This is a genomic window from Terracoccus sp. 273MFTsu3.1 (assembly GCF_000383675.1).
GTDB lineage: Bacteria > Actinomycetota > Actinomycetes > Actinomycetales > Dermatophilaceae > Terrabacter.
In genome coordinates, this window is sequence record NZ_KB911825.1 from 284,602 (window position 1) to 308,327 (window position 23,726).

The 23,726-nt window shown below is 73.0% G+C and carries 17 protein-coding genes and 1 tRNA gene; 4 read left to right on the forward strand and 14 right to left on the reverse strand.

The annotated features are described in order from the left end of the window. Positions 1–27 precede the first annotated feature (27 nt). From mfd to H283_RS0118125, 5 genes are all read right to left on the reverse strand, one after another. On the reverse strand, positions 28–3,708 hold the full coding sequence (gene mfd / locus H283_RS0118100; RefSeq protein ID WP_020144943.1) for a transcription-repair coupling factor: 3,681 nt from the start codon (positions 3,706–3,708) through the stop codon (positions 28–30). Positions 3,709–3,810: 102 nt separating this feature from the next. Continuing rightward, positions 3,811–4,404, reverse strand: a complete 594-nt coding sequence (gene pth, locus H283_RS0118105) for an aminoacyl-tRNA hydrolase (RefSeq protein ID WP_020144944.1) — start codon at positions 4,402–4,404, stop codon at positions 3,811–3,813. Between the two features lie 159 nt (positions 4,405–4,563). Then, positions 4,564–5,247 carry a 50S ribosomal protein L25/general stress protein Ctc gene (locus H283_RS0118110; RefSeq protein ID WP_020144945.1) on the reverse strand — a complete coding sequence of 228 codons (684 nt, stop codon included), beginning with the start codon at positions 5,245–5,247 and terminating at the stop codon, positions 4,564–4,566. A 287-nt stretch (positions 5,248–5,534) separates the two neighbouring features. After that, positions 5,535–6,668: a metallophosphoesterase gene (locus tag H283_RS0118115; RefSeq protein ID WP_043650105.1), complete on the reverse strand. Its 1,134-nt coding sequence runs from the start codon at positions 6,666–6,668 to the stop codon at positions 5,535–5,537. 67 nt (positions 6,669–6,735) lie between these two features. After that, positions 6,736–7,752, reverse strand: coding sequence for a DMT family transporter (locus tag H283_RS0118125; protein WP_231372320.1), 1,017 nt, complete (start codon positions 7,750–7,752; stop codon positions 6,736–6,738). A 139-nt stretch (positions 7,753–7,891) separates the two neighbouring features. On the opposite strand from H283_RS0118125, the gene H283_RS0118130 reads away from it, so the two are divergent. Further along, positions 7,892–8,452 (forward strand): ABATE domain-containing protein, encoded by a 561-nt coding sequence (locus tag H283_RS0118130; RefSeq protein ID WP_020144948.1) that lies wholly within the window; start codon positions 7,892–7,894, stop codon positions 8,450–8,452. Between the two features lie 76 nt (positions 8,453–8,528). Here H283_RS0118130 and H283_RS0118135 read toward each other — a convergent pair whose 3' ends face one another. The 4 genes from H283_RS0118135 to H283_RS26875 form a co-directional block, all read right to left on the reverse strand. Further along, positions 8,529–9,509 (reverse strand): ribose-phosphate diphosphokinase, encoded by a 981-nt coding sequence (locus tag H283_RS0118135; RefSeq protein ID WP_020144949.1) that lies wholly within the window; start codon positions 9,507–9,509, stop codon positions 8,529–8,531. Then, complete coding sequence (glmU, locus tag H283_RS0118140) at positions 9,506–11,002, reverse strand: bifunctional UDP-N-acetylglucosamine diphosphorylase/glucosamine-1-phosphate N-acetyltransferase GlmU (RefSeq protein WP_028785712.1); 1,497 nt, start codon at positions 11,000–11,002, stop codon at positions 9,506–9,508. The genes H283_RS0118135 and glmU overlap by 4 nt, the downstream gene beginning before the upstream one ends. Before the next feature lie 391 nt (positions 11,003–11,393). Further along, a tRNA-Gln gene (locus H283_RS0118145) sits at positions 11,394–11,472 on the reverse strand. Positions 11,473–11,525: 53 nt separating this feature from the next. Continuing rightward, positions 11,526–13,811 (reverse strand): sigma-70 family RNA polymerase sigma factor, encoded by a 2,286-nt coding sequence (locus tag H283_RS26875; protein WP_020144951.1) that lies wholly within the window; start codon positions 13,809–13,811, stop codon positions 11,526–11,528. Between the two features lie 396 nt (positions 13,812–14,207). On the opposite strand from H283_RS26875, the gene H283_RS0118160 reads away from it, so the two are divergent. After that, on the forward strand, positions 14,208–14,813 hold the full coding sequence (locus H283_RS0118160; protein WP_020144953.1) for a TetR/AcrR family transcriptional regulator: 606 nt from the start codon (positions 14,208–14,210) through the stop codon (positions 14,811–14,813). A 166-nt stretch (positions 14,814–14,979) separates the two neighbouring features. Here H283_RS0118160 and H283_RS0118165 read toward each other — a convergent pair whose 3' ends face one another. Next, positions 14,980–16,776, reverse strand: coding sequence for a sigma-70 family RNA polymerase sigma factor (locus H283_RS0118165; protein ID WP_196806018.1), 1,797 nt, complete (start codon positions 16,774–16,776; stop codon positions 14,980–14,982). Between the two features lie 573 nt (positions 16,777–17,349). Here H283_RS0118165 and H283_RS0118170 point away from each other — a divergent pair. Next, positions 17,350–18,831 (forward strand): cryptochrome/photolyase family protein, encoded by a 1,482-nt coding sequence (locus tag H283_RS0118170; RefSeq protein ID WP_020144955.1) that lies wholly within the window; start codon positions 17,350–17,352, stop codon positions 18,829–18,831. A gap of 12 nt (positions 18,832–18,843) precedes the next feature. Here H283_RS0118170 and H283_RS0118175 read toward each other — a convergent pair whose 3' ends face one another. Beyond that, positions 18,844–19,734, reverse strand: coding sequence for a methyltransferase domain-containing protein (locus H283_RS0118175; RefSeq protein ID WP_020144956.1), 891 nt, complete (start codon positions 19,732–19,734; stop codon positions 18,844–18,846). Positions 19,735–19,789: 55 nt separating this feature from the next. Between H283_RS0118175 and H283_RS0118180 the strand changes: the two genes are divergently transcribed. Beyond that, positions 19,790–20,323: a MarR family winged helix-turn-helix transcriptional regulator gene (locus H283_RS0118180; protein WP_028785714.1), complete on the forward strand. Its 534-nt coding sequence runs from the start codon at positions 19,790–19,792 to the stop codon at positions 20,321–20,323. A gap of 14 nt (positions 20,324–20,337) precedes the next feature. Here the strand turns inward: H283_RS0118180 and H283_RS0118185 are convergent, their stop codons facing one another. The 3 genes from H283_RS0118185 to H283_RS0118195 form a co-directional block, all read right to left on the reverse strand. Then, the gene (locus tag H283_RS0118185; RefSeq protein ID WP_020144958.1) at positions 20,338–20,700 is read right to left on the reverse strand and encodes a VOC family protein; all 363 of its coding nucleotides are present in this window, start codon (positions 20,698–20,700) and stop codon (positions 20,338–20,340) included. A gap of 62 nt (positions 20,701–20,762) precedes the next feature. Continuing rightward, entirely contained in the window at positions 20,763–22,631 is a 1,869-nt protein-coding gene (locus tag H283_RS0118190; RefSeq protein ID WP_020144959.1) for an ABC-F family ATP-binding cassette domain-containing protein, read from the reverse strand. A 144-nt stretch (positions 22,632–22,775) separates the two neighbouring features. Beyond that, positions 22,776–23,717, reverse strand: coding sequence for a 4-(cytidine 5'-diphospho)-2-C-methyl-D-erythritol kinase (locus H283_RS0118195; protein ID WP_028785715.1), 942 nt, complete (start codon positions 23,715–23,717; stop codon positions 22,776–22,778). Positions 23,718–23,726 lie beyond the last annotated feature (9 nt).

The following is a 23,726-nucleotide window of genomic DNA, read 5'->3' on the forward strand; positions in this document are numbered from 1 at the left end:
CCTCCTCTGGCGGATGCGTCTGACATCCTACGGTGCTCCCACGCGGGTTTTCGCCGCGCCCGACGAAGCGCCCGCGGAGGCACTGGCCGCGGCTCCCGACGCGGCGGCGATGTCGTCGAGGAGGACGGCCGTGATGAGCTGTCGCGCCCACGTCAGCACCTCGACGTCGCGGAGCGGCTTGCCACCCACCCGGGCCGTCATCGGGGCGGGGACGAGGATCGTGCCGAGGGCGTCCTTGACGATCGTGCCCGGGTAGAGGCGCATGAGCCGCAGCTGCTGGCTCTCACGCAGGTCCTTGACCGGGCCGAAGCGCACGACCTTGCCCTGGACGCCGATGTCGCCGATGCGCGCCTCCCGGGCCACGACGCGCAGCCGCGCGACCTCGAGGAGGTTCTCGACGGGCTTGGGCGGTGCGCCGTAGCGGTCGCGCAGCTCGGCCTCGATCTCGTCGACGGCCTCGAACGTCTCGACCGTCGCGAGCTTCTTGTACGCCTCGAGACGCAGCCGCTCCCCCGGCACGTAGTCGTGCGGCAGGTGCGCGTCGACGGGCAGCTCGATCTTGATCTCGGCGGGCAGGTCGACGGCGTTGCCGCGGAAGTCGGCGACGGCCTCGCCGATGAGCCGCACGTAGAGGTCGAAGCCGACGCCCTGGATGTGGCCGGACTGCTCGCCGCCGAGGAGGTTGCCGGCGCCGCGGATCTCGAGGTCCTTCATCGCGACCGCCATGCCGGATCCGAGGTCGGTGTTGCTCGCGATGGTGCGCAGACGGTCGTGGGCCGTCTCGGTCATCGGCTTCTCGGGCGGGTAGAGGAAGTACGCGTAGGCCCGCTCACGACCGCGACCGACCCGACCGCGCAGCTGGTGCAGCTGGCTGAGGCCGAGCATGTCGGAGCGCTCGACGATGAGGGTGTTGGCGTTGGAGATGTCGAGGCCGGTCTCGACGATCGTGGTGCAGACGAGCACGTCGAAGCGCTTCTCCCAGAAGTCCTCGACGACCTGCTCGAGCTTGTGCTCACCCATCTGGCCGTGCGCGGTGGCGATGCGCGCCTCGGGGACGAGCTCACGCAGGCGGGCCGCCGCCCGCTCGATGCTGCTCACCTTGTTGTGCACGAAGAACACCTGGCCCTCGCGCAGCAGCTCGCGGCGGACGGCCGCCGTGATCTGCTTCTCGTCGTAGGCGCCGACGAACGTCAGCACCGGGTGGCGCTCCTCGGGCGGCGTTGCGAGCGTGGACATCTCGCGGATGCCGGTGACCGCCATCTCGAGCGTGCGCGGGATCGGGGTGGCCGACATCGACAGGACGTCGACGGCCGTCCGCATCGTCTTGAGCAGCTCCTTGTGCTCGACGCCGAAGCGCTGCTCCTCGTCGATGATGACGAGCCCGAGGTCCTTGAACGTGACGTCCTTGGCGAGCAGGCGGTGCGTGCCGATGACGAGGTCGATGGTGCCGTCGGCCATCCCGGCCATGACGTCCTTGGCCTCCTTGTCGCTCTGGAACCGCGAGAGGGAGGCGACCTTGACCGGGAACTGCGCGTAGCGCTCGGCGAAGGTCTGCTGGTGCTGGCTGACGAGCAGGGTCGTCGGCACGAGGACCGCGACCTGCTTGCCGTCCTGGATGGCCTTGAACGCCGCGCGGACGGCGATCTCGGTCTTGCCGTAGCCGACGTCACCGCAGATGAGCCGGTCCATCGGGACCTGCTTCTCCATGTCGGCCTTGACCTCGTCGATGCTGATCAGCTGGTCGGGGGTCTCGACGTAGCCGAAGGCGTCCTCGAGCTCTCGCTGCCACGGGGTGTCGGGCGCGAAGGCGTGCCCCTTCGTGGCCTGCCGGGCGCTGTAGAGACGGATGAGGTCGGCCGCGATCTGCTTGACGTAGCGCTTGGCCCGCGACTTCGTCTTGGACCAGTCGGAGCCACCCATCTTGTTGAGGGTGGGCTCCTCGCCACCGACGTACTTCGTCACCTGGTCGAGCTGGTCGGTGGGGACGAAGAGACGGTCACCCGGCTGGCCGCGCTTGCCCGGGGCGTACTCGATGACGAGGTACTCGCGCGTCGCGCCGGCGACGGTGCGCTGCATCATCTCGACGAAGCGGCCGACACCGTGCTGCTCGTGGACGACGTGGTCGCCGGGGCGCAGCTGGAGCGGGTCGACCTGGTTGCGGCGCCGCGACGGCATACGCCGCATGTCCTTGGTGGACGTGCCGCTGCCGGGCTGGCCGGTGAGGTCGGTCTCGGTGAGCACCTCGACGCGGGCGCCCTCGTGGACGAAGCCGCGGCCGAGCGTGGCGGTCGTGACGTGGACCCAGCCCGGCTCGAGCGCGTCGTCGCGCGTGGTGTCGAGGGGACGCACGGCGACCTCGTGCTCCCCGAGCACCTCGGCGACACGCTTGGCGAGGCCGGGACCCTCGGTGACGACGGCGACGGCCCAGCCGTCGGCGACCCGCTCACGCAGGTGCTCGACGGCGCGGTCGGTGTCGCCGCGGAAGGCCTCGGGGTCGGTGGTGCGCACGGCGAGGCGCTCGTCGACGTCGTCGTCCTCGATGACGAGCTCGGCGTCGGCGGCGAAGGGCGTCAGCGTCCACCAGGCGCGACCGGACCGCTCGGCGAGGGCGCGGACGTCGGCGAGCGACCAGTAGGACGCGCTGCCGAGCAGCGACTGGAGGTCGACGGGCACCTGGTTGCCGGCGGCGGCGTTGGCCCAGCTCGCCTCGAGGAACTCCTCGCTCGTCGCGACGAGGTCGTGGGCGCGTCGACGGACCCGCTCGGGGTCGGCGAGCAGCACGATCGAGCGCTCGGGCAGGACGTCGAGGACCGACTCCATGCCGTCGACGAGCGCCGGGGCAAGGGACTCCATGCCCTCGACGGCGATGCCCTCGGCGACCTTGGACAGCATCTCGGCGACACCGGGCAGCTGGTCGGCGAGCGCTCGCGCCCGGGCGCGCACGTCGTCGGTGAGCAGCAGCTCGCGGCAGGGCGGGGCCCACAGCCCGTGGTCGGCGATCTCGAGGGAGCGCTGGTCGGCGACCTTGAACCAGCGGACCTCCTCGACGGTGTCGCCCCAGAACTCGATGCGGACCGGGTGCTCCTCGGTCGGCGGGAAGACGTCGAGGATGCCACCACGCACGGCGAACTCGCCGCGTCGCTCGACGAGGTCGGTGCGGGTGTAGGCGGCGCCGACGAGGGCGTCGACGACGTCCTCGAGCGGGCGCTCGTCCCCGGCACGCAGCGCGACGGGCACGAGGTCGCCGAGCCCCTTGGTCAGCGGCTGGAGAAGGGCGCGGACCGGAGCCACCACGACCGAGAGCGGGCCGTAGGCCGGGTCGTCGGGATCAGGGTGGGCGAGTCGACGCAGCACGGCCAGGCGCCGGCCCACGGTGTCGCTGCGGGGCGAGAGGCGCTCGTGCGGCAGGGTCTCCCACGACGGGAAGACGGCGATGCGATCGGCGGGGAGGAAGAGGCCCAGGGCGGTCGCGAGGTCGTCGGCCTCGCGCGTCGTCGCCGTGACGACGACGAGAGGGGCCGGCTCGGTGGCCGACGGGTCGGTCGACGCGGCCGCGGACCCGTCGGCCCGCTGGGCCAGCGCGGCGACGAGGAACGGCCGCGTGCCGTCGCTCGCGGAGACGTCGACGAGGCGGGCCCGCCCGACCTGGTCGAGGACGTGGCGGACATCGGGAAGCGCCCTGAAGGCGGACAGCAGTGGGTGCGGCATCAGGTCCTCCAGTCTAGGTCGCTGCGGCGACAGCCGTGACGCGGGTGCGGGCGCCGGCTCGACGGAGGTCGACGGGCCTGAGGGCCCGACGGTGACGGGCCGTCAGCGCGGTGCGTGGAAGCGCTGCTGGGCGTCGAGCAGCCCGACCTCGATGAGCGCCTCGACGGCGTCGGCCCCCTCGTCGACGAGGAACGGCAGCACCTCGGCGCGCTCGGCCTTGGAGAAGTCCTTGAGCACGAAGTCGGCCGGGTCCTGACGGCCGGGCGGGCGCCCGATGCCGAGGCGGACGCGAAGGTAGTCACGGGTGCCGAGCGACCGCGAGATGGAGCGCAGGCCGTTGTGGCCGCCCTCGCCGCCACCCTGCTTGAGCCGGACGAGGCCCGCGTCGATGTCGAGCTCGTCGTGGAGCACGACGATGCGGTCGACGGGCACGTCGTAGTACTTCGCGAGACCCGCGACGGCCGACCCCGACTCGTTCATGAACATCGACGGGACGGCGAGGACCACCTTGGGGCCGCCGACCCGCAGTCGCGCCTCGGCGACGCGGGCCCGGGCGGCCTTGTGCGCCTTGAACGTGGCCCGACCACCCGCTGCCCGACCGGCGACCTCGTCGATCGTCATGGCACCGACGTTGTGCCGGTTGCCGGCGTATCCGGGCCCGGGGTTGCCGAGTCCGACGACGAGCCAGGTGTCCATGCGGTCCTCGATCGGTGGGTGGTGGGTGGGTGGGCGAGGCGCCCACGGGTCAGGAGCGGTCGTGCTGACGGTGCGGGCACGGGCCCCGCCGAGCCGGAGCTCGGGCGGGACCCGTGGACGCGTGGTGTGGCGCGCGGCGCCACGGAAGGGAGCGGAGGCTCAGGCCTCGTCGCCCTCGCCCTTGGCGTCGTCGCCCTCGGCGGACTCGCCCTCGGCGGCCTCGGCGGCCTCCTCGTCGGACTCCTCGCGCTCGATGCCGGCCTCGGCCTCGGCCTCGGCGAGCTCGGCCTCGAGGGCCTCGGCGGAGATGGCCTGCGTCACGTTGACGACGAGCGCCTCCTCGTCGGTGACGAGCGTCGCACCCTCGGGCAGCTCGACGGCGCCGGCGAGGATCTGCGTGCCGGCCTCGAGGCCCTCGACGGAGACGACGACGTTCTCGGGGATGTTCGTGGCGAGCGCCTCGACCTGGAGCGTGTTGTGGTCGAGCGTGACGACGGTCTCGGGAGCGGCCTCGCCCTCGAGGTGCACGGCGACGTCGACGGTGACCTTCTCGCCCTTGCGGACGACGACGAGGTCGACGTGGTCGATGACCGGCTTGATGGCGTCGCGCTGGACGTCCTTGGCGAGGGCGAGCTGCTCCTTGCCGTCGACGACGATCGTCAGCAGGGCGTTGGCCTGCTTGAGGGCCATCATCGTGTCGTGGCCCGGCAGCGAGATGTGCACGGGCTCGGTGCCGTGGCCGTACATGACGGCGGGGATGTTGCCTGCGCGGCGGATCTTGCGGGCGGCGCCCTTGCCGAAGTCGGTGCGCTTCTCGGCGACGAGCTTGGTGTTGTCGGACACGGGGGTCTCCTGGGTATCTCGGGTGAGGCGGTCTCTGTGGTCGGCCTCGACGCGGGACGACGCGCGGTTATCGGCAGTGACGGAGCGGGACGGTCGTTCAGGGCCGCACGCAGAGGCGAACCCGACCATGAAGTGCTCCACGTCAGGCCACCGCGTCGATCACGGACCTCGTCACGCCCTGCCGTGGCAGCCGTGCACCGTCCCTCGCCGAGGCAACTGCTCGATCTTACGGGACGGACGCCCGGGCGGTGAAATCCGCGGCCCACGGACGTCCGGACGTCCGTGGGTCACGGGGACGGCGCACGCCGGAGCACCCACGAGTCCGTGAAGCTGCCCCCGGCGCCGCGCACGAAGGAGAAGCGCAGCTCGTCAGGTGTGACGCGCAGGTCGGCGAAGCCGTAGGTCGGGTTGGTACCGACGCCCGAGGAGGCGGCGAAGTAGCCGCGCTCCGGGTCGGTCGCCGCGACCTGACGCAGCGCCACACCACCGGTCCCGACCGTGGCGAAGACGGTGCCCGCTCCGGCGACCATGGAGGTGTCGGCATCGGCGACGCAGGCCGGTGAGTAGGACCCGACGGTGATCCGCGCACACCCCGTGCCCTCGCGCAGCTGCTTCGTGCGCTGGTAGAGGTGCTCGTGGCCGGACAGCACGAGGTCGACGCGCTCGGAGACGAGCAGGTGCTGGAGGTCGGATCCGCTCGAGCAGCCGTAGCGGCCCATCGAGAGGCACGGTTCGTGCATGGCCACGACGACCCAGCGGATGCCGACCCGCCGCGCTCCGTCGATGGCCGCTGCGGTCCACGCGTAGCGGGCCGACCCCGCCGCATAGCTCCACGTGCCGTCGGGGAAGGTGAGCCCCGGCGAGACGAGCACCACGCGGACGAGCGGGCTCGAGCGCGGCAGGTCGACGTAGTACTGGCGGGCATAGTCCCCGACGGCCCCACCGAGGCGGTTGGGCAGGCAGCTCGCGAAGCGGTCGATGGAGCCGTTGGTGCCGTTGCTCTCGTGGTTGCCGGAGAGCAGCTCGAACGGGAACGACGTGCCGACGCGCGAGGTCACGAAGGAGCACCACGCGCTCTCCCCGCCCGGCGACCCGTAGGAGAGGTCGCCGAGGGCCAGGTGCGCCTCGGAGCCGGAGAGCGCCAGGGCGCGCAGCACGCCTCCGGTCGTCGCGACGTTCGCGGCGTAGTCACCGGCCGCGGTCAGGTGCACACGGGGCGAGGGCGCGGGAGCACCGGCGGTGCCGGGCGGTCGCAGGGCGCCAGTCGGTGGCGACGCCACGGACGCCGTCGCTCCCGGGTCGGACGTCAGCGCGGCCACGGCCGGAGGCTGTTGGGTGGTCGGGGACGGCGAGGTGCAGGCAGCGCCGCCGACCAGGGCGAGCATCCCCAACACGCACACCACGCCGCGACGCCACTGCATGCCGGTCACTCTAGGGCGCACCGGCGGACCCGGCGCGCCGGGCCGAGCGGGGTGTGCGGGCCGGCGGCTAGGGCCGCGCGGCCGGTCCGGTGACGGGCTCGTCGACCACGAGGCCCGGGCCGCGGGACTCGTCCGCGCGGACCGCCACGAGGCCGGCGACGATGAGCAGTCCGCCGACGAGCTGGACCGGGGTCGGCAGCTCGGCCAGGACGAGCCATGCGAAGAGCACCGCGAAGAGCACCTCGGTCAGGGCCACGAAGGAGGCCACCTTGGGGCCGAGCATCCGCACGGCCGCGATGCCGGTGACGTAGGCGAAGGCGGCGGCGACGATCGCGATGACGAGGACCGGCACCCACCAGTCGACGACGACGCCGCCGAGCGGCACGCGGGCCGCACCCCGTGACATGTCGAGCACACCGACGAGCCCTGCCAGGCCGAGCGACGCCGCACCGACGACGAGGCCACCGCCGGCGAGGGCGAGCGGCGGCACATCGTCGTCGACGTGGTCGGCGAGGAGGAAGTAGAGCACGAGGCAGACGGCAGCACCGAGGCCCCAGAGCACCCCGACGACGCTGACGCTCGCCCCACCACCGACGACGTCGAGGACGAGGAGCAGCCCGGCCACGGCGAGCGCCACCCCGGCGATCGTGAGGCGGCGGGGGGTCTGCCGGTGGCGCAGCCAGAGCCAGCCGACGATGAGCACCGGCGCGAGGTACTCGAGCAGCAGGGCCACCCCGACCGACAGGTGGGTCACGGCGTTGAAGTACGCGAGCTGGCAGCCGGCGACACCGGTGAGGCCGTAGCCGACGACGACCCAGCCGTTGCGGCGCAGCGCCGCCCACCGGCCGCGCAGCGACCACAGGGCGGGGCCGAGGAGCACGAGGGCGGCCAGGGTGATGCGCATCGTCACGACCGCACCGGGCGACCAGCCACCGACGAGCAGCGACTTGCCGAAGGCACCGGACGTCGCGAAGGCCGCGGCCGACGCCAGGGCGACCCCGAGGCCGACGAGCGGGTGGCGGACCGGCCGCGACGGCGGCACCGCGACCCCTCCGGTACCGGCGCTCTCCAGGGCATCGCCCACCGCAGGCTCTCCGACCACGACCCGCTCCGCCATGACAGTTCCTCGCCGCTCCCGCCGACATGCTCGCGTCCGAGCATCATGTCAGCACCGAAATTGATTACACTCATGACAGTAGCGATCTCGTCCGTCAGGAGTCAACATGCTTTTCACCCATGACACCGATGTCGCGCTCGCCGCCGCCGCGGCCCTCGTCAACACGATGCCGGGCTCGGTCCCCGGTGACGGTGACCCCGACCGCCTGACCTCCCTCGAGGAGCTCGAGTCGCTCTACCGCGACCAAGGGTGGACCGGCCGCTTCGACCGCGACGCGGCGGAGCTCGCGGCGGTCCGGGCGCTGCGGCCCCGGCTGCGCGGCTTCTGGGTCGAGGACGAGGCCGGCGTCGTGGCCCTCGTCAACGAGCTCCTCGCCGAGGCTCGCGCCGTCCCCCAGCTCGTCGACCACGACGACGTGGGGTGGCACGTCCACGCCACCCCGTCCGACGCCCCGCTCCCCCGGCGGATGGCCGTCGAGGCCGCGATCGCGGTCATCGACGTCGTCCGCGCCGGCGAGCTCGCCCGGTTGCGCGTCTGCGAGGCCGCCGACTGCGACGACGTGGTCGTCGACCTCTCGCGCAACCGCTCGCGACGCTTCTGCGAGGGCGGCTGCGCGGCACGCGCCCACACCGCCGCCTACCGCGCTCGCCGAGCCGCGCACGCCTGACGAGCCCACCACGCACGGAGGGCGTATGCCGCCGGGTGGGTCCCGGCGGCATACGCCCTCGTCGTGTGGTGGCCCCTCAGGCCTTGCCGTCGAAGAGGCTCGTCACCGAGCCGTCCTCGAAGACCTCCCGGATCGCCATCGAGACGAGCGGTGCGATCGAGAGGACCTCGAGCTTGTCGAAGCGGCGGTCGTCGGGGATCGGGAGCGTGTTGGTCACGATGACCTCCTCGACCTTGCAGGCCTTGAGGCGGTCGACGGCCGGGCCCGAGAGGATCGCGTGCGTCGCGGCGATGATGACCCCGGCGGCACCCTGGTCCATGAGCGCGTCGGCGGCCTTGGTGATGGTGCCCGCCGTGTCGATCATGTCGTCGACGAGCACACAGACGCGGCCCTTGATCTCACCGACGACACGGTTGGCGACGACCTCGTTGGGCCGGTTGATGTCGCGGGTCTTGTGGATGAAGGCGAGCGGAGCACCACCTAGGCGCGAGCTCCAGTCCTCGGCGACCTTGATGCGCCCGGCGTCGGGCGAGACGACGGCGAGGTCGAGGTGGCCGTACTTCCTGCCGACGTAGTCGGCGAGGATCGGCATCGCCATGAGGTGGTCGACGGGGCCGTCGAAGAAGCCCTGGATCTGCGCGGTGTGCAGGTCGATCGCCATGAGCCGGTCGGCGCCGGCCGTCTTGAACAGGTCGGCCATGAGCCGGGCCGAGATCGGCTCGCGGCCACGGTGCTTCTTGTCCTGGCGGGCGTAGCCGTAGAAGGGCAGGACGACGGTGATGCGCTTGGCGGATGCCCGCTTCAGCGCGTCGATCATGATGAGCTGCTCCATGATCCACTCGTTGATCGGAGCGGTGTGGCTCTGGATGACGAAGGCGTCGGAACCGCGGACGGACTCCTCGTAGCGGACGTAGATCTCGCCGTTGGCGAAGTCGTAGGCCGACGTCGGGACGAGGTCGGTGCCGAGCGCCGCCGCGACCTCCTGCGCGAGCTGCGGGTGGGCCCGGCCGGAGAAGACCATGAGGTGCTTCTCGGTCGTCTTGTTGATGCCGCTCATCGCTGGGCGTCCTTCGTCTCGGAGGTCTGCGCGGGGTTCTGCTCGGGTGTCTGCGCGACGGTGGACCGCTCCTGCGCGGCGCGGGCCGCCTCGTCGGTCTTCGTGCCGGCCCGTCGTCGGGCCACCCAGCCGTCGACGTTGCGCTGCTGCGCCCGGGTCACGGCCAGCTGGCCCGGGTCGACGTCGCTCACGACGGCCGATCCCGCGGCGACGTAGGCGCCGTCACCGATCGTCCGGGGCGCGACGATGACCGAGTTGCTGCCGACGAAGCTGTGCGCCCCGACGTTCGTGTGGCCCTTCGTGACGCCGTCGTAGTTGGCGAAGATCGTGCCGGCGCCGATGTTGGCGCCCTCGCCGATCGTCGCGTCGCCGCAGTAGGTCAGGTGCGGCACCTTGGCGCCCGCGCCGATGTCGGCGTTCTTCGTCTCGACGAAGCCGCCGATCTTGCCCTTCGCCCCGAGTCGCGTACCGGGGCGCAGGTAGGAGAAGGGCCCGACGGTGGCGCCGGGCCCGATCTCGGCGAGCTCGGCCTGGGTCCGCACGACGCTCGCTCCGTCACCGACCTCGACGTCGGTCAGCGTCGTGTCGGGGCCGATGACGCAGTCGCGGCCGACGGTGCTGGCACCGAGGATCTGCGTGCCGGGGCGCACGACGGTGTCGGGCCCGATCGTCACGTCGGCGTCGAGCCAGGTCGTCGCCGGGTCGATGACGATCGCGCCGTCGCGCATGGCCTGCTCGACGGTGCGGCGGTTGAGCTCGGCACCGAGACGGGCCAGCTGCACCTTGTCGTTGACACCCTCGGTCTGCCAGAGGTCGGCGACGAGGTGCGCGCGCACCCCGAGACCGCGGCCGCGGGCGATGGCGATGACGTCGGTGAGGTACTTCTCGCCCTGCGCATTGTCGGTGCCCACCTCGGAGAGGGCCTCGCGCAGCACCGCCGCGTCGAAGGCATACAGCCCGCTGTTGACCTCGCGGATGGCGCGCTGCTCCTCGTCGGCGTCCTTCTGCTCGACGATCGCGACGACCGCGCCCTCCGCGTCACGGATGACCCGGCCGTAGCCCGTGGGGTCCTCGAGCGTCGCCGTGATGACGGTGACGGCGCTGCCGGCCGCCTGGTGCGCAGCGACGAGCCCCTCCAGCGTCGCGCTCGTCAGCAGGGGCACGTCGCCGTAGGTGACGACGACCGTGCCGGCGAGGTCGCCGGGCAGCACCTCGAGCGCGCACTCCACGGCGCGGCCCGTCCCCTTGACGTCGTCCTGGTCGGCGACGACGGCCTCCGGGTCGACCTGCGCCACGTGCTCGGCCACGCGGTCGCGCTCGTGGCGCACGACGACGGCGAGGTGGTGCGGGCTCGTGCCCCGGGCCGCCCGGATCGCGTGGGCCACGAGACTGCGGCCCCCGATCGTGTGGAGGACCTTGGGGGTCGTGGACTTCATGCGTGTGCCCTCACCGGCGGCGAGGACGATCACGGCGGTCGGCCGTAGATCGCTCACAGGGCGCAGCTCCTTTTTGGATCGGGGTGCACTCGGGTGCGTACGACCCCGGCCCACGCGGGCGCCGGGGTGCGCCTCGGCCATGCTACTCGTGGGGAGCGGGGGTGCCGTCCCGGCCACGGGCGCGCCGTGACCCCACTCACATCGACCCTCCCGGGCGACGGCGTATGCCGTGTGGCTCACGGCGTGGTCGGGTGCAAAACGCAGACCGGCGCCGATCTCGGCCAACCGTGCGACCATGGAGTACGGGCCCGTCAGTCCCCCCCTAAGTTGGCGGACCCGGGGCTGGCTCTGGCACCAACTCCCTGCCGAGCGGCCAAGGCGTCGCTCGACCGCGGACCCCCACGCACGTCGGGCGACGCCGCTCGTCCGGGACCGTCACCGGCCCCTGCTCCCCGGGCAGGAGTCGAACCTGCGTCGCTTGTCCTGATTCAAAGTCAGGCGGGCCCTGCCGGCAGACCAACCGGGGATCGTCGTGGACGTGGACAGGGTAGTGCAGACCCCGGGTCGCTCCGTCGCGGACTCATGCACCTGCCGGGTGCGCCTCGCCGGTCGGCGTCTCCGGCGTCGGTTCACCGGTCGCAGGACCGTCTGAGCCCTGGGCCGGTGCGGCGACGACCGATGTCGGATCGGCCGGCGGATCCGCTGGTTGGTCGGCTCCCGGACCCGTGGAACGCAGCTGGCCGTTCTCGGCCGCTGGGCTGGACGCCGCGCTGGTCGACGCGGGGTCCGCCGAATCTCCGTCACCCGGCGCGGAGACGGGGTCCGATGTCGAGGATTCCGAATCACCTTCAGCCGGAACGGGATCCGTGGGCGTCGGGTCGGACGGAGCCAGGTAGGCAGGTGCCGGGTCGACAGGCGTCGGGTCCACCGGCACCGGGTCGACGGGCGTCGGGTCGGACGGAGCCACAGGCGCCGGATCCACGGGCGTCGGGTCGGCAGGCGTCGCGTCGGACGGTGCCGGCGCGTCGGGTGCCGGAGCGTCGGGTGCCGGAGCGGCAGGCGCGGGCGACGGGTCGGCTGGCGTGGGGTCCGGCGGTGCCGGAGCGGCCGGTGCCGGGTCCACAGGCGCCGGAGCAGGTGCCGGGTCCGCAGGTGCCGGAGCAGCAGGTGCCGGAGCAGCAGGTGCCGGGTCCACAGGTGCCGGGTCCACAGGAGACGGGGATGCAGGCGCGGGGTCGACGGGCGTCGCATCGGACGGCGCCGGGGCCGCGGGCGCCGGGTCGACCGGCGCGGGGTCGGGGGGCGCAGGGAGAAGGGAGAGGTGGAGCACGTCGACCGGCGTCGTGCCGGAATCGGCCGGGGCCCCTGAGCCAGGGGTTGGCACCGCCGTGGCGCCGTCGACCGAGGCGACCGCCGACGTCGTGGTCGTACCAAGGTCGTGCGCTGCCGCCGGTGCGACCGAGAGGCCGAGCCCCACGACGAGGCCGGCCATCGCGGTGGCGAGGGGTGGGCCGATCGCCGTCCCCGCCAGGATCGACCCGCCCGTCAACGCGGCGACGGGAGTGACGATGGCGGCACTCGAGACCAGGGCAGTGGTCCCGGCCACGCCTGCCGCAGCGGGGACCGCGAGGACCGCGCCGCCTGCGCCCGCGCACGTGGCCGTACCCGCAGCGGCCGTACCGGCGGCGGTGGCGGCAGACACGGAGGTCGCCCCGGTGGTGATGCCCGCTCCTGCCGCCGCCGCGCCGGATGCCGTCGCGCCGGCACCACTCGCGGTGAGCGTGCCGCCGAGACCGACGCTGCTTGCAGCCGTACCTCCGACCGTGGACCCGGCGCCGACCGAGGCGACCGCACTCGTGCCCGCGGCACCCGCGCCTGCCGTTCCGCCCGCAGCACCGGCACCCGCCGTCGCACCAGTGGTCGCACCAGTGGTCGCACCCGTGGTCGCACCCGTGGCCGCGCCCGTGGTCACACCCGTCGCACCCGTCGTCGCACCGGCGGTCGCACCTGTCGTCGCGCCCGTCGCGCTCGACCCGACCATGGCGGCGAACGCCCCAGAGGGCAGCCCGGCGAGCATCGTCGCTCCGGCCGCGAGGAGGAGAGGACCGGTGAGGGCACCGAACCCGTCATAGACGCGCTGCAGCTCCACGGCGAGTCCCGCCTCACGAGGACAGCAGGCCAGGTGCGCTTCGACGCGCGCTCGCTGCCGCTCCGTGAGTCGGCCTCTCACGTGACCGCTGAGATGGTCGAGGGTCCAGCGGCAGTCGCGGGCGCTGCAGACCGGCACCCGGCGCCGCACCCAGGAGTCGAGATAGCGGTCCCGTAGCTCGTCCCGGGCGCGCTTCGCACGCGCGCTGGCCACGTTGGCCGAGACACCGAGCTCGGGAGCGACCACCCTCGGCGGATGGCCCTCGACCATCGTCTGCCAGAGCAGCCGTCGGTCTCCCTCGCTCAACCGGAGGAAGGCTTCTCGGACGAGGTCCGTGTCGACACCCTGCGCGCTGAGGGCCGACAGTCCTTCGTCGGGGCCGGGCAGCAGGTCGAGGTCCGTCGTCGACGTCGGGACGACGCTCATCTCGCGGCGGATCGCGTCGACGCCGACGGTGCGTACCGTCGACACGAAGTACGCCCGGAAGTTCGACGACGGCCCCCTCCCCTCGCTCAGGAGACGGAAGAGACGGGCAGAGGCCTCCGCCACGAGGTCCTCGGCGGACACGCGGCCGCGGTACGGCGTTGCGGCTGCGTGGGCGGCGGGCAGGTGTCTGCGCCAGAGCGCCGCGAAGGCCTCCTCGTCGCCCGAGCGTGCCCGCGCGAGCAGCACGACATCGGACTCCTCGACCCCAGCCGTCGCGGCTTCGGCGGTCATGGTGTCGGACCGTGGTCCCATCGTGTGTGCTGACACTCTGCGGCACCTTTCGCCGGATGTGCCTCACCAGTGTGCGCCACGGCGACCGCCCCGTGGGGCTCTTTGCCGAACTGTCGGCGGGCATGACGGTGAGGTCGATCCGCGCCCGCCCCTTTCGCGTCGAGATCGACCTCACCGGCGGTCTCGCCTGCACCGTGTCCCCACACGGCGCCGGGCGCGAACCGCCTCCTCCCTACCAATGACATAGACGTGTCGAGGACCCGTTTCATGACGGGATTCGGCAAGAAAGTCGAGTCCGGTCTCGTCCGCCCCGGCCGACGAGACCGGGACAGGCACAATGGCGGCGTGACCGCCGACCGTTCAAACCGCGCCGACCGCTCCCGCCCTCGCGCCCGGATGACCGGTCCGGAACGTCGAGAGCAGCTCATCGCAGTCGGCCGCAAGCTCTTCGCCGACAAGGGTTTCGAGGCGACGACGGTCGAGGAGGTCGCCGCCAAGGCGAGCGTCTCCAAGCCGGTCGTCTACGAGCACTTCGGCGGCAAGGAGGGCCTCTACGCCGTCGTCGTGGACCGAGAGATCCAGGCGCTGATGGGCGGCATCAGCACGGCGCTCGAGGAGCCGGAAGGGGCGCGGGTCCTGCTCGAGCGGGCCACGCTCGCCCTGCTCGACTACATCGAACGCGACCCGTCGGGCTTCCGCATCCTCGTGCGGGACTCGCCGCCGGGCCAGTCGACCGGATCGTTCGCGAGCGTCCTCGGTGACGTCGCGGTCCAGGTCGAGCACCTGCTCGCCGCCGAGTTCAAGCAGCGCGGCCTCGACCCCAGGTCCGCACCGATCCACGCGCAGATGCTCGTCGGGATGGTGGCCCTGACCGGGCAGTGGTGGCTGGATCGGCGCAAGTTCAAGAAGGACCAGGTCGCAGCGCACCTCGTCAACCTCGCCTGGAACGGTCTCTCGGGCCTCGACCGCACGCCGCGGCTCGTCACCGTCCCCCACCGCTGAGCCCCGCAACTCGAGTGAGCGCCCCGTCACACACGAGTGAGCGCCCCGCCCACCGCCATGTGACGAAAGGGACGACGGCACCACTCGAGTGTGGTTGCGCGCTCACTCGAGTGTGGTTGGGCGCTCACTCGAGTGTGGTTGGGCGCTCACTCGACGGGGTGGGCGGTCAGGTGGGGCGGAGGGTCTCGGTCCACGTGTCGCCTGCGGCGTCGGTGACGCGCACGGTGACGGACTGGACCCCGCCGGTGCCGGACTGCTCGAGCAGCGCCTGACCCCGCTCGCCCGTGCAGCGAACCGCCTCCGCGCTCGTCTGGGCGCACGTCCAGCTGGAGTTGCGCACCGAGAGCGTGCCCGCGCCGGACGCGTTGCTGATGCGTACCGTCATCGAGCCCTCGACCTGGGAGCGCACGCGCACGGAGATCCGTGCCGGGTCGCGACCGGACACGAGGCGGACGGTGATGGTGGGCGCGGCGCCACCCGGCTGCGGCGCGGGGGGTGCCGGGGGCGTCGTGCTCGGCGCCGGCGGCGTCGGGCTGGGCGACGGTGGTCTCGTCGTCGGCGGGGCCGGCGGCGTGGTCGTCGGGGGCGTCGCGGGCTGGCCCGTGGCCGTGCCCGTCGCGGGCGCCGGGGGCGCTCCACGGCTGTCCGCGGGAGTCACACCCCGAGGCACGGGGGTGCCGTCGACCGTTGACGGAGACTGACCGGAGTCGCCCACGGCGCCGTCGGAGGACGTCGCACGACTCACGGCCGACGGGATGGCCGAGGCGCTGATGGTCCGGGTCGGCAGGCCGGTCGGAGAGGTCGGACTCGACTTCACGACCGAACGAGGCGAGGCCCCCGGGACGGCGCGTGCACCCGACCCCCCGACGGTCCCGGGCGCGGCGCTCGTCACGGTCGGAGTCGGTGGGGCCGTCGCCGATGGCGCCGCCAGCGAGGCGCCGGGCAGGGCCAGCGCGCCGGCGACGCCCGCGGACACCGCGAGCCCCGCGACGAGTCCGGTGACCCGACTCGCCACCTGTGCGACGACGTCGACCGACGTGCCGGACGACGAGGAGGACGATGAGGACGCACGCCCCCCGGCGCTGGACGAGGCAGCTCCCCCGCCCTTCGCAGCAGCCGCACCCGCAGCCCCCGCCGCACCCGCCGAGCCCGCTGCGCCGGAGAGGCCGGCGACCGCGGACAGGCTGACGAAGCCCGGCGTCCCGAGCCCGGCCAGCAGAGCGAGAGGCACGACGAGGGCAGGGAAGCCGTCGTGGATGACCCGCAGGTCGGCGGCGATGGCTGCGGCGTGCGGGCACTCGGCGACGTGCGCCTCGGCGCGTTCGGTCTGCCGCTTGGGCAAGCGCCCGCGGATGAGCGCCCCGAGATGGCTCACGGTCCAGCGGCACTCGTCGGTGTCGGCCGCGGCGAGGCCGCGCTCGGCCCTGGCGTCGAGGTAGAGCGCACGCAGCGACTCACGGGCCCGCATGGCCCGGACGCTGACGGCGTTGGCGGTCATGCCGAGGGCCGGCGCGACGGCGCGCGGGGCGGCACCCTCGACCGTGGTGTGCCACAGGACCCGCTGGTCGCGCTCGGAGAGCCCGGCGAAGGCCTCCCGGACGAGGGCGAGCCCTTCGTCGTCGGTCGCGAGCCCCGCGAAGGGGTCGTCGACCGGGTCGGCGAGGACCTCGAGGTCGTCGGCCTCGGTCGGCACGACGCGCAGGTCGCGTCGGCCCTGGTCGATGGCGACGGACCGCACGGCGGAGAGGAAGTACGCCCGGAAGTGCTCGTCGGGTCCCTTGCCCGCGCGGATCAGCGCGAGGACCCGCGCGGCGGCCTCGGCGACGATGTCCTCCGGGGCCGAGCGGGCCCGGTGACGTCCCGCGACGGCATACGCGGCCGGCAGGTGGCGACGCCACAGCTCGCCGAACGCCTCGGCGGAGCCTTCGCGGGTCCGGGCGAGGAGGGACACGTCAGGGGCCAAGGCCCACGCCTCGCTCGACCACAAGGTCGCGTCTGCCGACAACCCTCTCGCCCTTCTCCTGCCCCGGTGCGGGTCAGTCTGCCAACCGGCGGGGCAGGCGTCGAGTCGGAGCGCGGGCGCGTCCGAGATCAGGACGAAACAGTCCGGATCGGGCCCTGCGCCAGCACCTCGGTCGGAGCCCCGTCGAGGCGCGCGGTGGGCAGGTTTCGTCCTTCCGAATGATCCCCTCCACGAAACCACGCGGAAGGACGAAACCTGGCGGCACCACCGAAGACAACCCGTAGGGGCCACTCCCTCCCCTGACCAAGCGGGAGACCCCTGCGGTGCCGTCATCTGTATGACGTGCCGGGACCCATTTCATGACACGGTTTCCCGAAATGGGCCGAAATGCCGGAAATTGACTCAGATTTTCTCCCCGAGCGAGATGGCTGGCGTCGACGAGACCCTGGCCTTAACCCGGCGAGACCCACGGTTTACCCGGCGATGCGACGCCCATCCGTGCCGGTGAGCGCCCCCTGCTGTCGCCGGCCTCGGCCATGATGGGGCCGTGCCCCCGACGACGCCGCCGACCCGATGACGAGGCGCTGGCTCTTCGCCGACCAGCTCGGCCCGCACTTCGACGTGGGGCGTGGGGGCGTCCTGCTCGTCGAGAGCCGTCGGGCGCTGGCGCGGCGACCGTTCCACCGTCAGAAGCTGCACCTCGTGCTCTCGGCGCTGCGTCACCGGGCAGCCGAGCTCGGTGACTCCGCGACGCTCCTGCGCACCGAGACCTACACCGACGCGCTGCTCGAGGTGGGCGAGCCGGTGCGCGTCTTCGAGCCGACCTCGCATGCCGCCGAGCGCCTCGTGCGCCGCCTGCTCGCCTCGGGGATGGTCGAGTCCGTCGACCCGACGCCGGGCTACAGCCTGTCGCGCGAGGACTTCGCCCGGTGGGCCGACGGGCGGCGACGGCTGCGGATGGAGGACTTCTACCGCTTCCAGCGGCAGCGGCTCGACCTGCTCGTCGAGGGCGACCGGCCCGTCGGCGGTCGCTGGTCGTTCGACGAGGACAACCGCGAGCCCCCGCCCAAGGGAGCCGAGCGTCTCGACGTGCCCGCGCCCTACCGGCCGCGCGAGGACGACATCGACGCCGAGGTGCGCGACGACCTCGACCGCTGGACGCGCGAAGGCCACGTCCGGCCCACGGGTGTCGACGGGCCACGCCTCTTCGCCGTGACCCGTCGCGAGGCCCTGGCGGCCCTCGAACGATTCGTCACGCACCGGCTCGGCGCCTTCGGTCCGCACGAGGACGCGATGCTCCGCGGCGACTGGGCCATGGCGCACAGCCTCCTGTCGGTGCCGCTCAACCTCGGGCTGCTCGACCCGGTCGAGGTCGCCGACCGCGCCGTGCAGGCCTACCGCGACGGCGACGCACCCCTCGCCTCGGTCGAGGGCTTCGTGCGCCAGGTCATCGGCTGGCGTGAGTACGTCTGGCACCTCTACTGGCACTTCGGACCCACCTACCGCCGTCGCAACGCCCTGCAGGCCCGGTCGCCGCTGCCGGACTGGTTCGACCGCCTCGACGCCGACGCCGTCGAGGCCGCGTGCCTGAAGGACGCGGTGGCGGGCGTGCGCGACCGCGGCTGGGTGCACCACATCCCCCGCCTCATGGTGCTCGGCAACTGGGCGGCGCAGCGCGGCTACGACCCCGACTCGCTGACCGAGTGGTTCCAGACGCGGTTCGTCGACGGCTACGACTGGGTCATGCCGGCCAACGTCGTCGGGATGAGCCAGCACGCCGACGGCGGCGCGATGGCGACGAAGCCCTACGTCTCGGGGGGTGCCTACATCCACCGGATGAGCGACTACTGCGGCGACTGTCGCTACGACCCCAGGAAGCGTGTCGGCGACGACGCCTGCCCCTTCACCGCCGGCTACTGGGCCTACCTCGACCGCAACGCCGAGCGTCTCGAGGGCAACCACCGGATGGCCCGACCGTTGCAGGGGCGCCAGCGGCTGGCCGACCTCGCCGAGGTCGTCGCGCAGGAGCGGCAGCGCGGCGACGCAGCACCCTGAGACGAGACCGGGTCAGCGCGGGGTGCGGGCCACGGCGAACGTCCGCGTGAAGGGGAAGAGCACGCCGAAGGCACGACGCGGGTATGCCGTCTCGAGCTCGCGCTCGTAGTCCGTGACGAAGGCGTCTCGCTCCTCACCGTCGAGGACGCCGAGCACCGGCCGCAGGCCCGTGCCGCGCACCCACTCGAGCACCGGGTGCGGGCCGCCGGGCTCGCCGCCGAGGACGTGCTGATAGGTCGTCTGCCACACGTCGACGTCAGCGGCGCGGTCGAGCAGGAGGGCGGCATACGTCTCCGGGCGGGCCACGGCCTGGGCCCGGTCGAGTCCCGGGCGCAGGTCGGCGGCGCGGGGGTGGCGCTCCGCGACCTCGCGCATGAGCCGGTGCGACGGCGCGTCGAAGTTCGCGGGGACCTGCATGGCGAACGTGCCTCCGGGCGCGAGGCTCTCGAGCCACGCGGGGATGAGACGCAGGTGGCTCGGGACCCACTGGAGCGTGGCGTTCGTGACGAGGACGTCGACCGGCCCGCCGGACTCGGTGGGGTCCCAGTCCTCGGCGCTCGCCTCGACCCACTCGACACGGTCGTCGGTGTCGAGGGCCCGGGCGCGCTCGAGCATCTCGGGGGAGCTGTCGACGCCGATGATTCGTGCGCCGGGCCAGCGCTGGGCGAGCCCGAGCGTCAGCTCTCCGGGCCCGCAGCCCAGGTCGACGACGAGCGTGGGGTCGTCGGCGTCGACGCGCGCCAGCAGGTCGGCGAAGGGGCGTCCGCGGTGGCCGGCGAAGACGGCATACTGCCGCGGGTCCCAGGCGGAGTCGGTCGAGCGAGCAGCGGCGCCCGGGGCGACCGGACGGTCGGGGGCGGCCTCGACTCCATCAGCAGCAGGCGGGGTGGTGGGCTCGGTCATGTCGTCTCGCTTTCTTTCGATGTCAAGAGTCTTGACGGCGACTACAGTTGTGGGCATGAGCGCCGACCGCAGGCCCGCCGACGACGTCGACGAGATCGTCGCGGCCTGGCGCCGGGAACGCCCCGACCTCGACGTGTCGCCGCTCGAGGTGCTCTCGCGGGTGTCGCGGCTCGCGCGACGGCTCGACCTCGCCCGCGGCTCGGCGTTCTCCGAGCACCTGCTCGACGGATGGGCTTTCGACGTGCTGTCGGCGCTGCGCCGGGCCGGAGAACCCTACGAGCTGTCGCCCGGCCAGCTGGTGCAGCAGACCCTCGTCACGTCGGGGACGATGACGAACCGCGTCGACCGTCTCGAGCGCAGCGGCTTCGTCGAGCGGCGTCCCGACCCCGGTGACCGGCGCGGCGTGCTCGTGCGCCTCACCCCGGCGGGTCGCGACGTCGTCGACTCGGCGATGGCCGACCTCATCGAGCAGGAGAAGTCGTTGCTCTCGGAGCTGTCGGCGACCGACCGGACCCAGCTGGCCGGGCTGCTGCGGCGGATGCTGGCCCCGCTCGAACGGCGCGAGACGCGTCGCGACTCGCACGGCTGAGGTCCTCACCAAGGTCACCGCTGCGCCTGCTGGAACTCCAGCCGGTTGCCGACGGGGTCGACGGTGTGGAAGCGGCGCAGGCCCGGGATGTTCTCGTCCCACGTCACGGGCGCGCCCGCCTGCCCGACGGCGCGTGCGAGCGCGTCGACGTCACCGACCGCGATGCCGGGATGGGCCTTGCGCGCCGGGACGAAGCCCTCCTCGATGCCGACATGGACCTCGGCGGTGCCGGCCCGGAACCACGCACCGCCCCGGGCGCGCAGCTGCTCGGGCTTGTCGACCTCGCTCATCCCGAGGACGCCGACGTAGAAGTCGCGCATGGCGGCTTCACACCCGGCCGGACCGGACACCTGGACGTGGTGCAGGAACATCTCCATGCCCCCAAAGTATCTTGACATCAAGATACTTTCAAGAGCCCGGCGACCCCGGGCTCTCGGGGTCAGCCGACGACCTCCGCGGCCTCGAGCCACTCGAGCTCGAGCTCCTCGCGCTCGGTGACGACGGCCTGCAGCTTCGCGTTGAGGTCGGCGAGGGCCGCGGGATCCGTGGCCTTCTCGGCCATGTCGCCGTGCAGGCGCTCCTCACGGTCCTGCAGCCGCGAGAGCTGCTTCTCGATGCGCGCCATCGACTTGCGCGCCTCCCGCACCTCGGCGGGGCTCGCGGTCGTCGACTGAGCAGGTATGCCGTCCGGCGAGCTCGACGCGGCGGTCGCACCACCGCTCGGGCCGGAGGGAGCGGCCGCGCGCGCGACCTGGGCCGCGATGTCCGCCGTGCGCAACCGGAGGTACTCCTCGACACCGCCCGGCAGCTCGCGCACCTTGCCGTCGCCGAGCAGGGCCAGCTGCTTGTCGGCCACCCGCTCGAGGAGGTATCGGTCGTGCGAGACGACGACGAGGGTGCCGGCCCAGCCGTCGAGGACGTCCTCGAGCGAGGTCAGGGTCTCGATGTCGAGGTCGTTGGTCGGCTCGTCGAGGATGAGCACGTTGGGCTCGGTGAGCAGCAGGCGGGTCAGCTGGAGCCGGCGTCGCTCGCCACCGCTGAGGTCGCCGACCCGTGACTGCTGGCGGCCGCCCGGGAAGCCGAGGCGCGTGGCGAGCTGGCTGGCACTGATCTCCTTGTCCCCGAGCGTCGTCCACTGCTTGACGTCCTCGATGGCCTCGATGACGCGCCACTGCTCGAAGCGTTCGAGCTCGCGCACCTCCTGCGTGAGGTGGGCGATGGCGACGGTCTTGCCGATCTTGCGGCGACCGGCGTCGAGCGGGATCTCGCCCGTCAGCGCGCGCAGGAGGGTCGACTTGCCGGCACCGTTGACCCCGACGATGCCGATGCGCTCCCCCGGCGCCAGGCGCCACGTCACGTGGTCGAGGAGGCGGCGCTCGTGGGGCGGCTCGCCCACGGACACCGTGGCGTCCTCGAGGTCGAGCACGTCCTTGCCGAGGCGTCGGCTCGCGAACGACGCGAGCTCGACGCTGTTGCGCGGGGCGGGCTCGTCCGCGATGAGGGCGTTGGCCGCGTCGATGCGGAACTTCGGCTTGCTCGTGCGCGCCGGCGCCCCGCGGCGCAGCCACGCGAGCTCCTTGCGCATGAGGTTGGAGCGCCGGTCGGCGACGACCCCGGCGAGGCGGTCGCGCTCGGCCTTGGCGAGGACGTATGCGGCATACCCTCCCTCGAAGGCGCTGACCTTGCCGCCCTCGACCTCCCACGTGTTCGTCGCGTAGGCGTCGAGGAACCAGCGGTCGTGGGTGATCGCGACGGTCGCGTTGCCGGGTCGGGGACGCTTCGTCGCGAGGTGGTCCGCGAGCCAGGCGACGCCCTCGACGTCGAGGTGGTTGGTCGGCTCGTCGAGCAGGAGCAGCTCTGGGTCCGAGACGAGCAGGCGGGCCAGCGCGAGCCGGCGCCGCTCGCCACCGGACTTCGGGCCGACCCGGCTGTCGAGGCCACCGACGTTCTGCGCCTCGATGCCGCCGAGCAGGCCCGTCAGGACGTCGCGGATGCGGGGGTCGCCGGCCCAGACGTGCTCGGGAAGGTCGCCGAGCACGGCCTCGCGGATCGTCCACTCGGGGTCGAGCGCGTCCTCCTGGGCGAGCATGCCGATGCGGATGCCGTCGGCGCCGCCCTGCTTGGTGATGCGGCCCGAGTCGGCCTCCTGGAGGCCGGCCATGACGCGCAGCAGCGTCGACTTGCCGCCGCCGTTGACGCCGACGACGCCGATGCGGTCGCCCGTGAGGATGCCGAGGCTGACGTCGTCGAGGACGTGGGAGGTGCCGAAGACGAGCGACACGCGCTCGAGGGAGATCAGGTTTGCCATCGCTGACTGACCCTACGGCCTGCGGGGGCGCCCACCGAATCCCGCTCAGCGACACCGGTCACGCGCACCAGCGCCGGTCCGGCTCAGGGGCGCCGCAGTGCTCCGGCGCCCGTGAGCCGGAGGCCCGCTGTTGGGCCCCGCGACTCAGTCCCCGCGCGGCGAGGTGACGACGTGGGCGCCGTGGACCGGGCCCTTGGCGCGTCGCAGGTCGCGGCAAAGGTCCGAGGCCGCGAGCGACACCGACAGGTCGAGCGAGGCCTCGTGGCTCTCGGTGAGGAAGGCGATGGTCGGGCCCGAGCCCGACACGATGCCGCCGAGCGCACCGAACTCGACGCCCGCGTCCCGCAGCTCGCGCAGCTGGGGCCGGAGCGAGAAGGCCGCCGGCTCGAGGTCGTTGTGCAGGGCCGCGCCGAGCAGGGCGGGGTCACCCGAGCGCAGGGCGGCCATGAGCTCGGAGCTGACCTGCGGCTCGGGCACGTCGACGCCGTCACGTTCGCGCAGGCGGTCACACTCGGCATACACCTCCGGGGTCGACAGCCCGGTGTCGCTGATGGCGAACACCCAGTGGAAGGTGCCGCGCGCCAGCACCGGCGCTAGCTGCTCCCCGCGGCCCGAGCCCATGGCGTTGCCGCCCGAGAGGATGAACGGCACGTCGCTGCCGAGGGTGGCCGCGAGCTCGGCGAGCTCGTCGCGGTCGAGGCCGAGGCCCCACAGCTGGTCGCACGCCACGAGGGTCGCGGCGGCGTCGGCGGAGCCGCCCGCCATGCCCCCGGCGACCGGGATGTCCTTGTCGATGCGGATCGAGAGGCGCTCGTCGACGTCCCAGCGGTCGGCGACGAGACGGGCGGCGCGGACGGCGAGGTTGTCGCCGTCGGTGGGGATGCGGTCGGCATACGCTCCCGCGGCGACGACCTGCCACTCGTCCCAGCGTGCGACGGAGACCTCGTCGTGCAGCGAGACCGCCTGGTAGACGGTGGCGAGCGCGTGGAAGCCGTCAGGGCGCCGGGGACCGACGCGCAGCTCGAGGTTGACCTTGGCCGGGACCCGCACGGTCACCGCGCCGGGCAGGGTCGGAGCGACAGTCATGCGCCCACC

Bases quoted from the DNA above. Each gene is read 5' to 3' on its own strand.
- mfd (WP_020144943.1), bottom strand. From the start codon at position 3,708: ATGCCGCACCCACTGCTGTCCGCCTTCAGGGCGCTTCCCGATGTCCGC.
- pth (WP_020144944.1), bottom strand. From the start codon at position 4,404: ATGGACACCTGGCTCGTCGTCGGACTCGGCAACCCCGGGCCCGGATAC.
- H283_RS0118115 (WP_043650105.1), bottom strand. From the start codon at position 6,668: ATGCAGTGGCGTCGCGGCGTGGTGTGCGTGTTGGGGATGCTCGCCCTG.
- H283_RS0118130 (WP_020144948.1), top strand. From the start codon at position 7,892: ATGCTTTTCACCCATGACACCGATGTCGCGCTCGCCGCCGCCGCGGCC.
- H283_RS0118135 (WP_020144949.1), bottom strand. From the start codon at position 9,509: ATGAGCGGCATCAACAAGACGACCGAGAAGCACCTCATGGTCTTCTCC.
- H283_RS26875 (WP_020144951.1), bottom strand. From the start codon at position 13,811: ATGACCGCCGAAGCCGCGACGGCTGGGGTCGAGGAGTCCGATGTCGTG.
- H283_RS0118160 (WP_020144953.1), top strand. From the start codon at position 14,208: ATGACCGGTCCGGAACGTCGAGAGCAGCTCATCGCAGTCGGCCGCAAG.
- H283_RS0118170 (WP_020144955.1), top strand. From the start codon at position 17,350: ATGACGAGGCGCTGGCTCTTCGCCGACCAGCTCGGCCCGCACTTCGAC.
- H283_RS0118175 (WP_020144956.1), bottom strand. From the start codon at position 19,734: ATGACCGAGCCCACCACCCCGCCTGCTGCTGATGGAGTCGAGGCCGCC.
- H283_RS0118180 (WP_028785714.1), top strand. From the start codon at position 19,790: ATGAGCGCCGACCGCAGGCCCGCCGACGACGTCGACGAGATCGTCGCG.
- H283_RS0118185 (WP_020144958.1), bottom strand. From the start codon at position 20,700: ATGGAGATGTTCCTGCACCACGTCCAGGTGTCCGGTCCGGCCGGGTGT.
- H283_RS0118190 (WP_020144959.1), bottom strand. From the start codon at position 22,631: ATGGCAAACCTGATCTCCCTCGAGCGCGTGTCGCTCGTCTTCGGCACC.
- H283_RS0118195 (WP_028785715.1), bottom strand. From the start codon at position 23,717: ATGACTGTCGCTCCGACCCTGCCCGGCGCGGTGACCGTGCGGGTCCCG.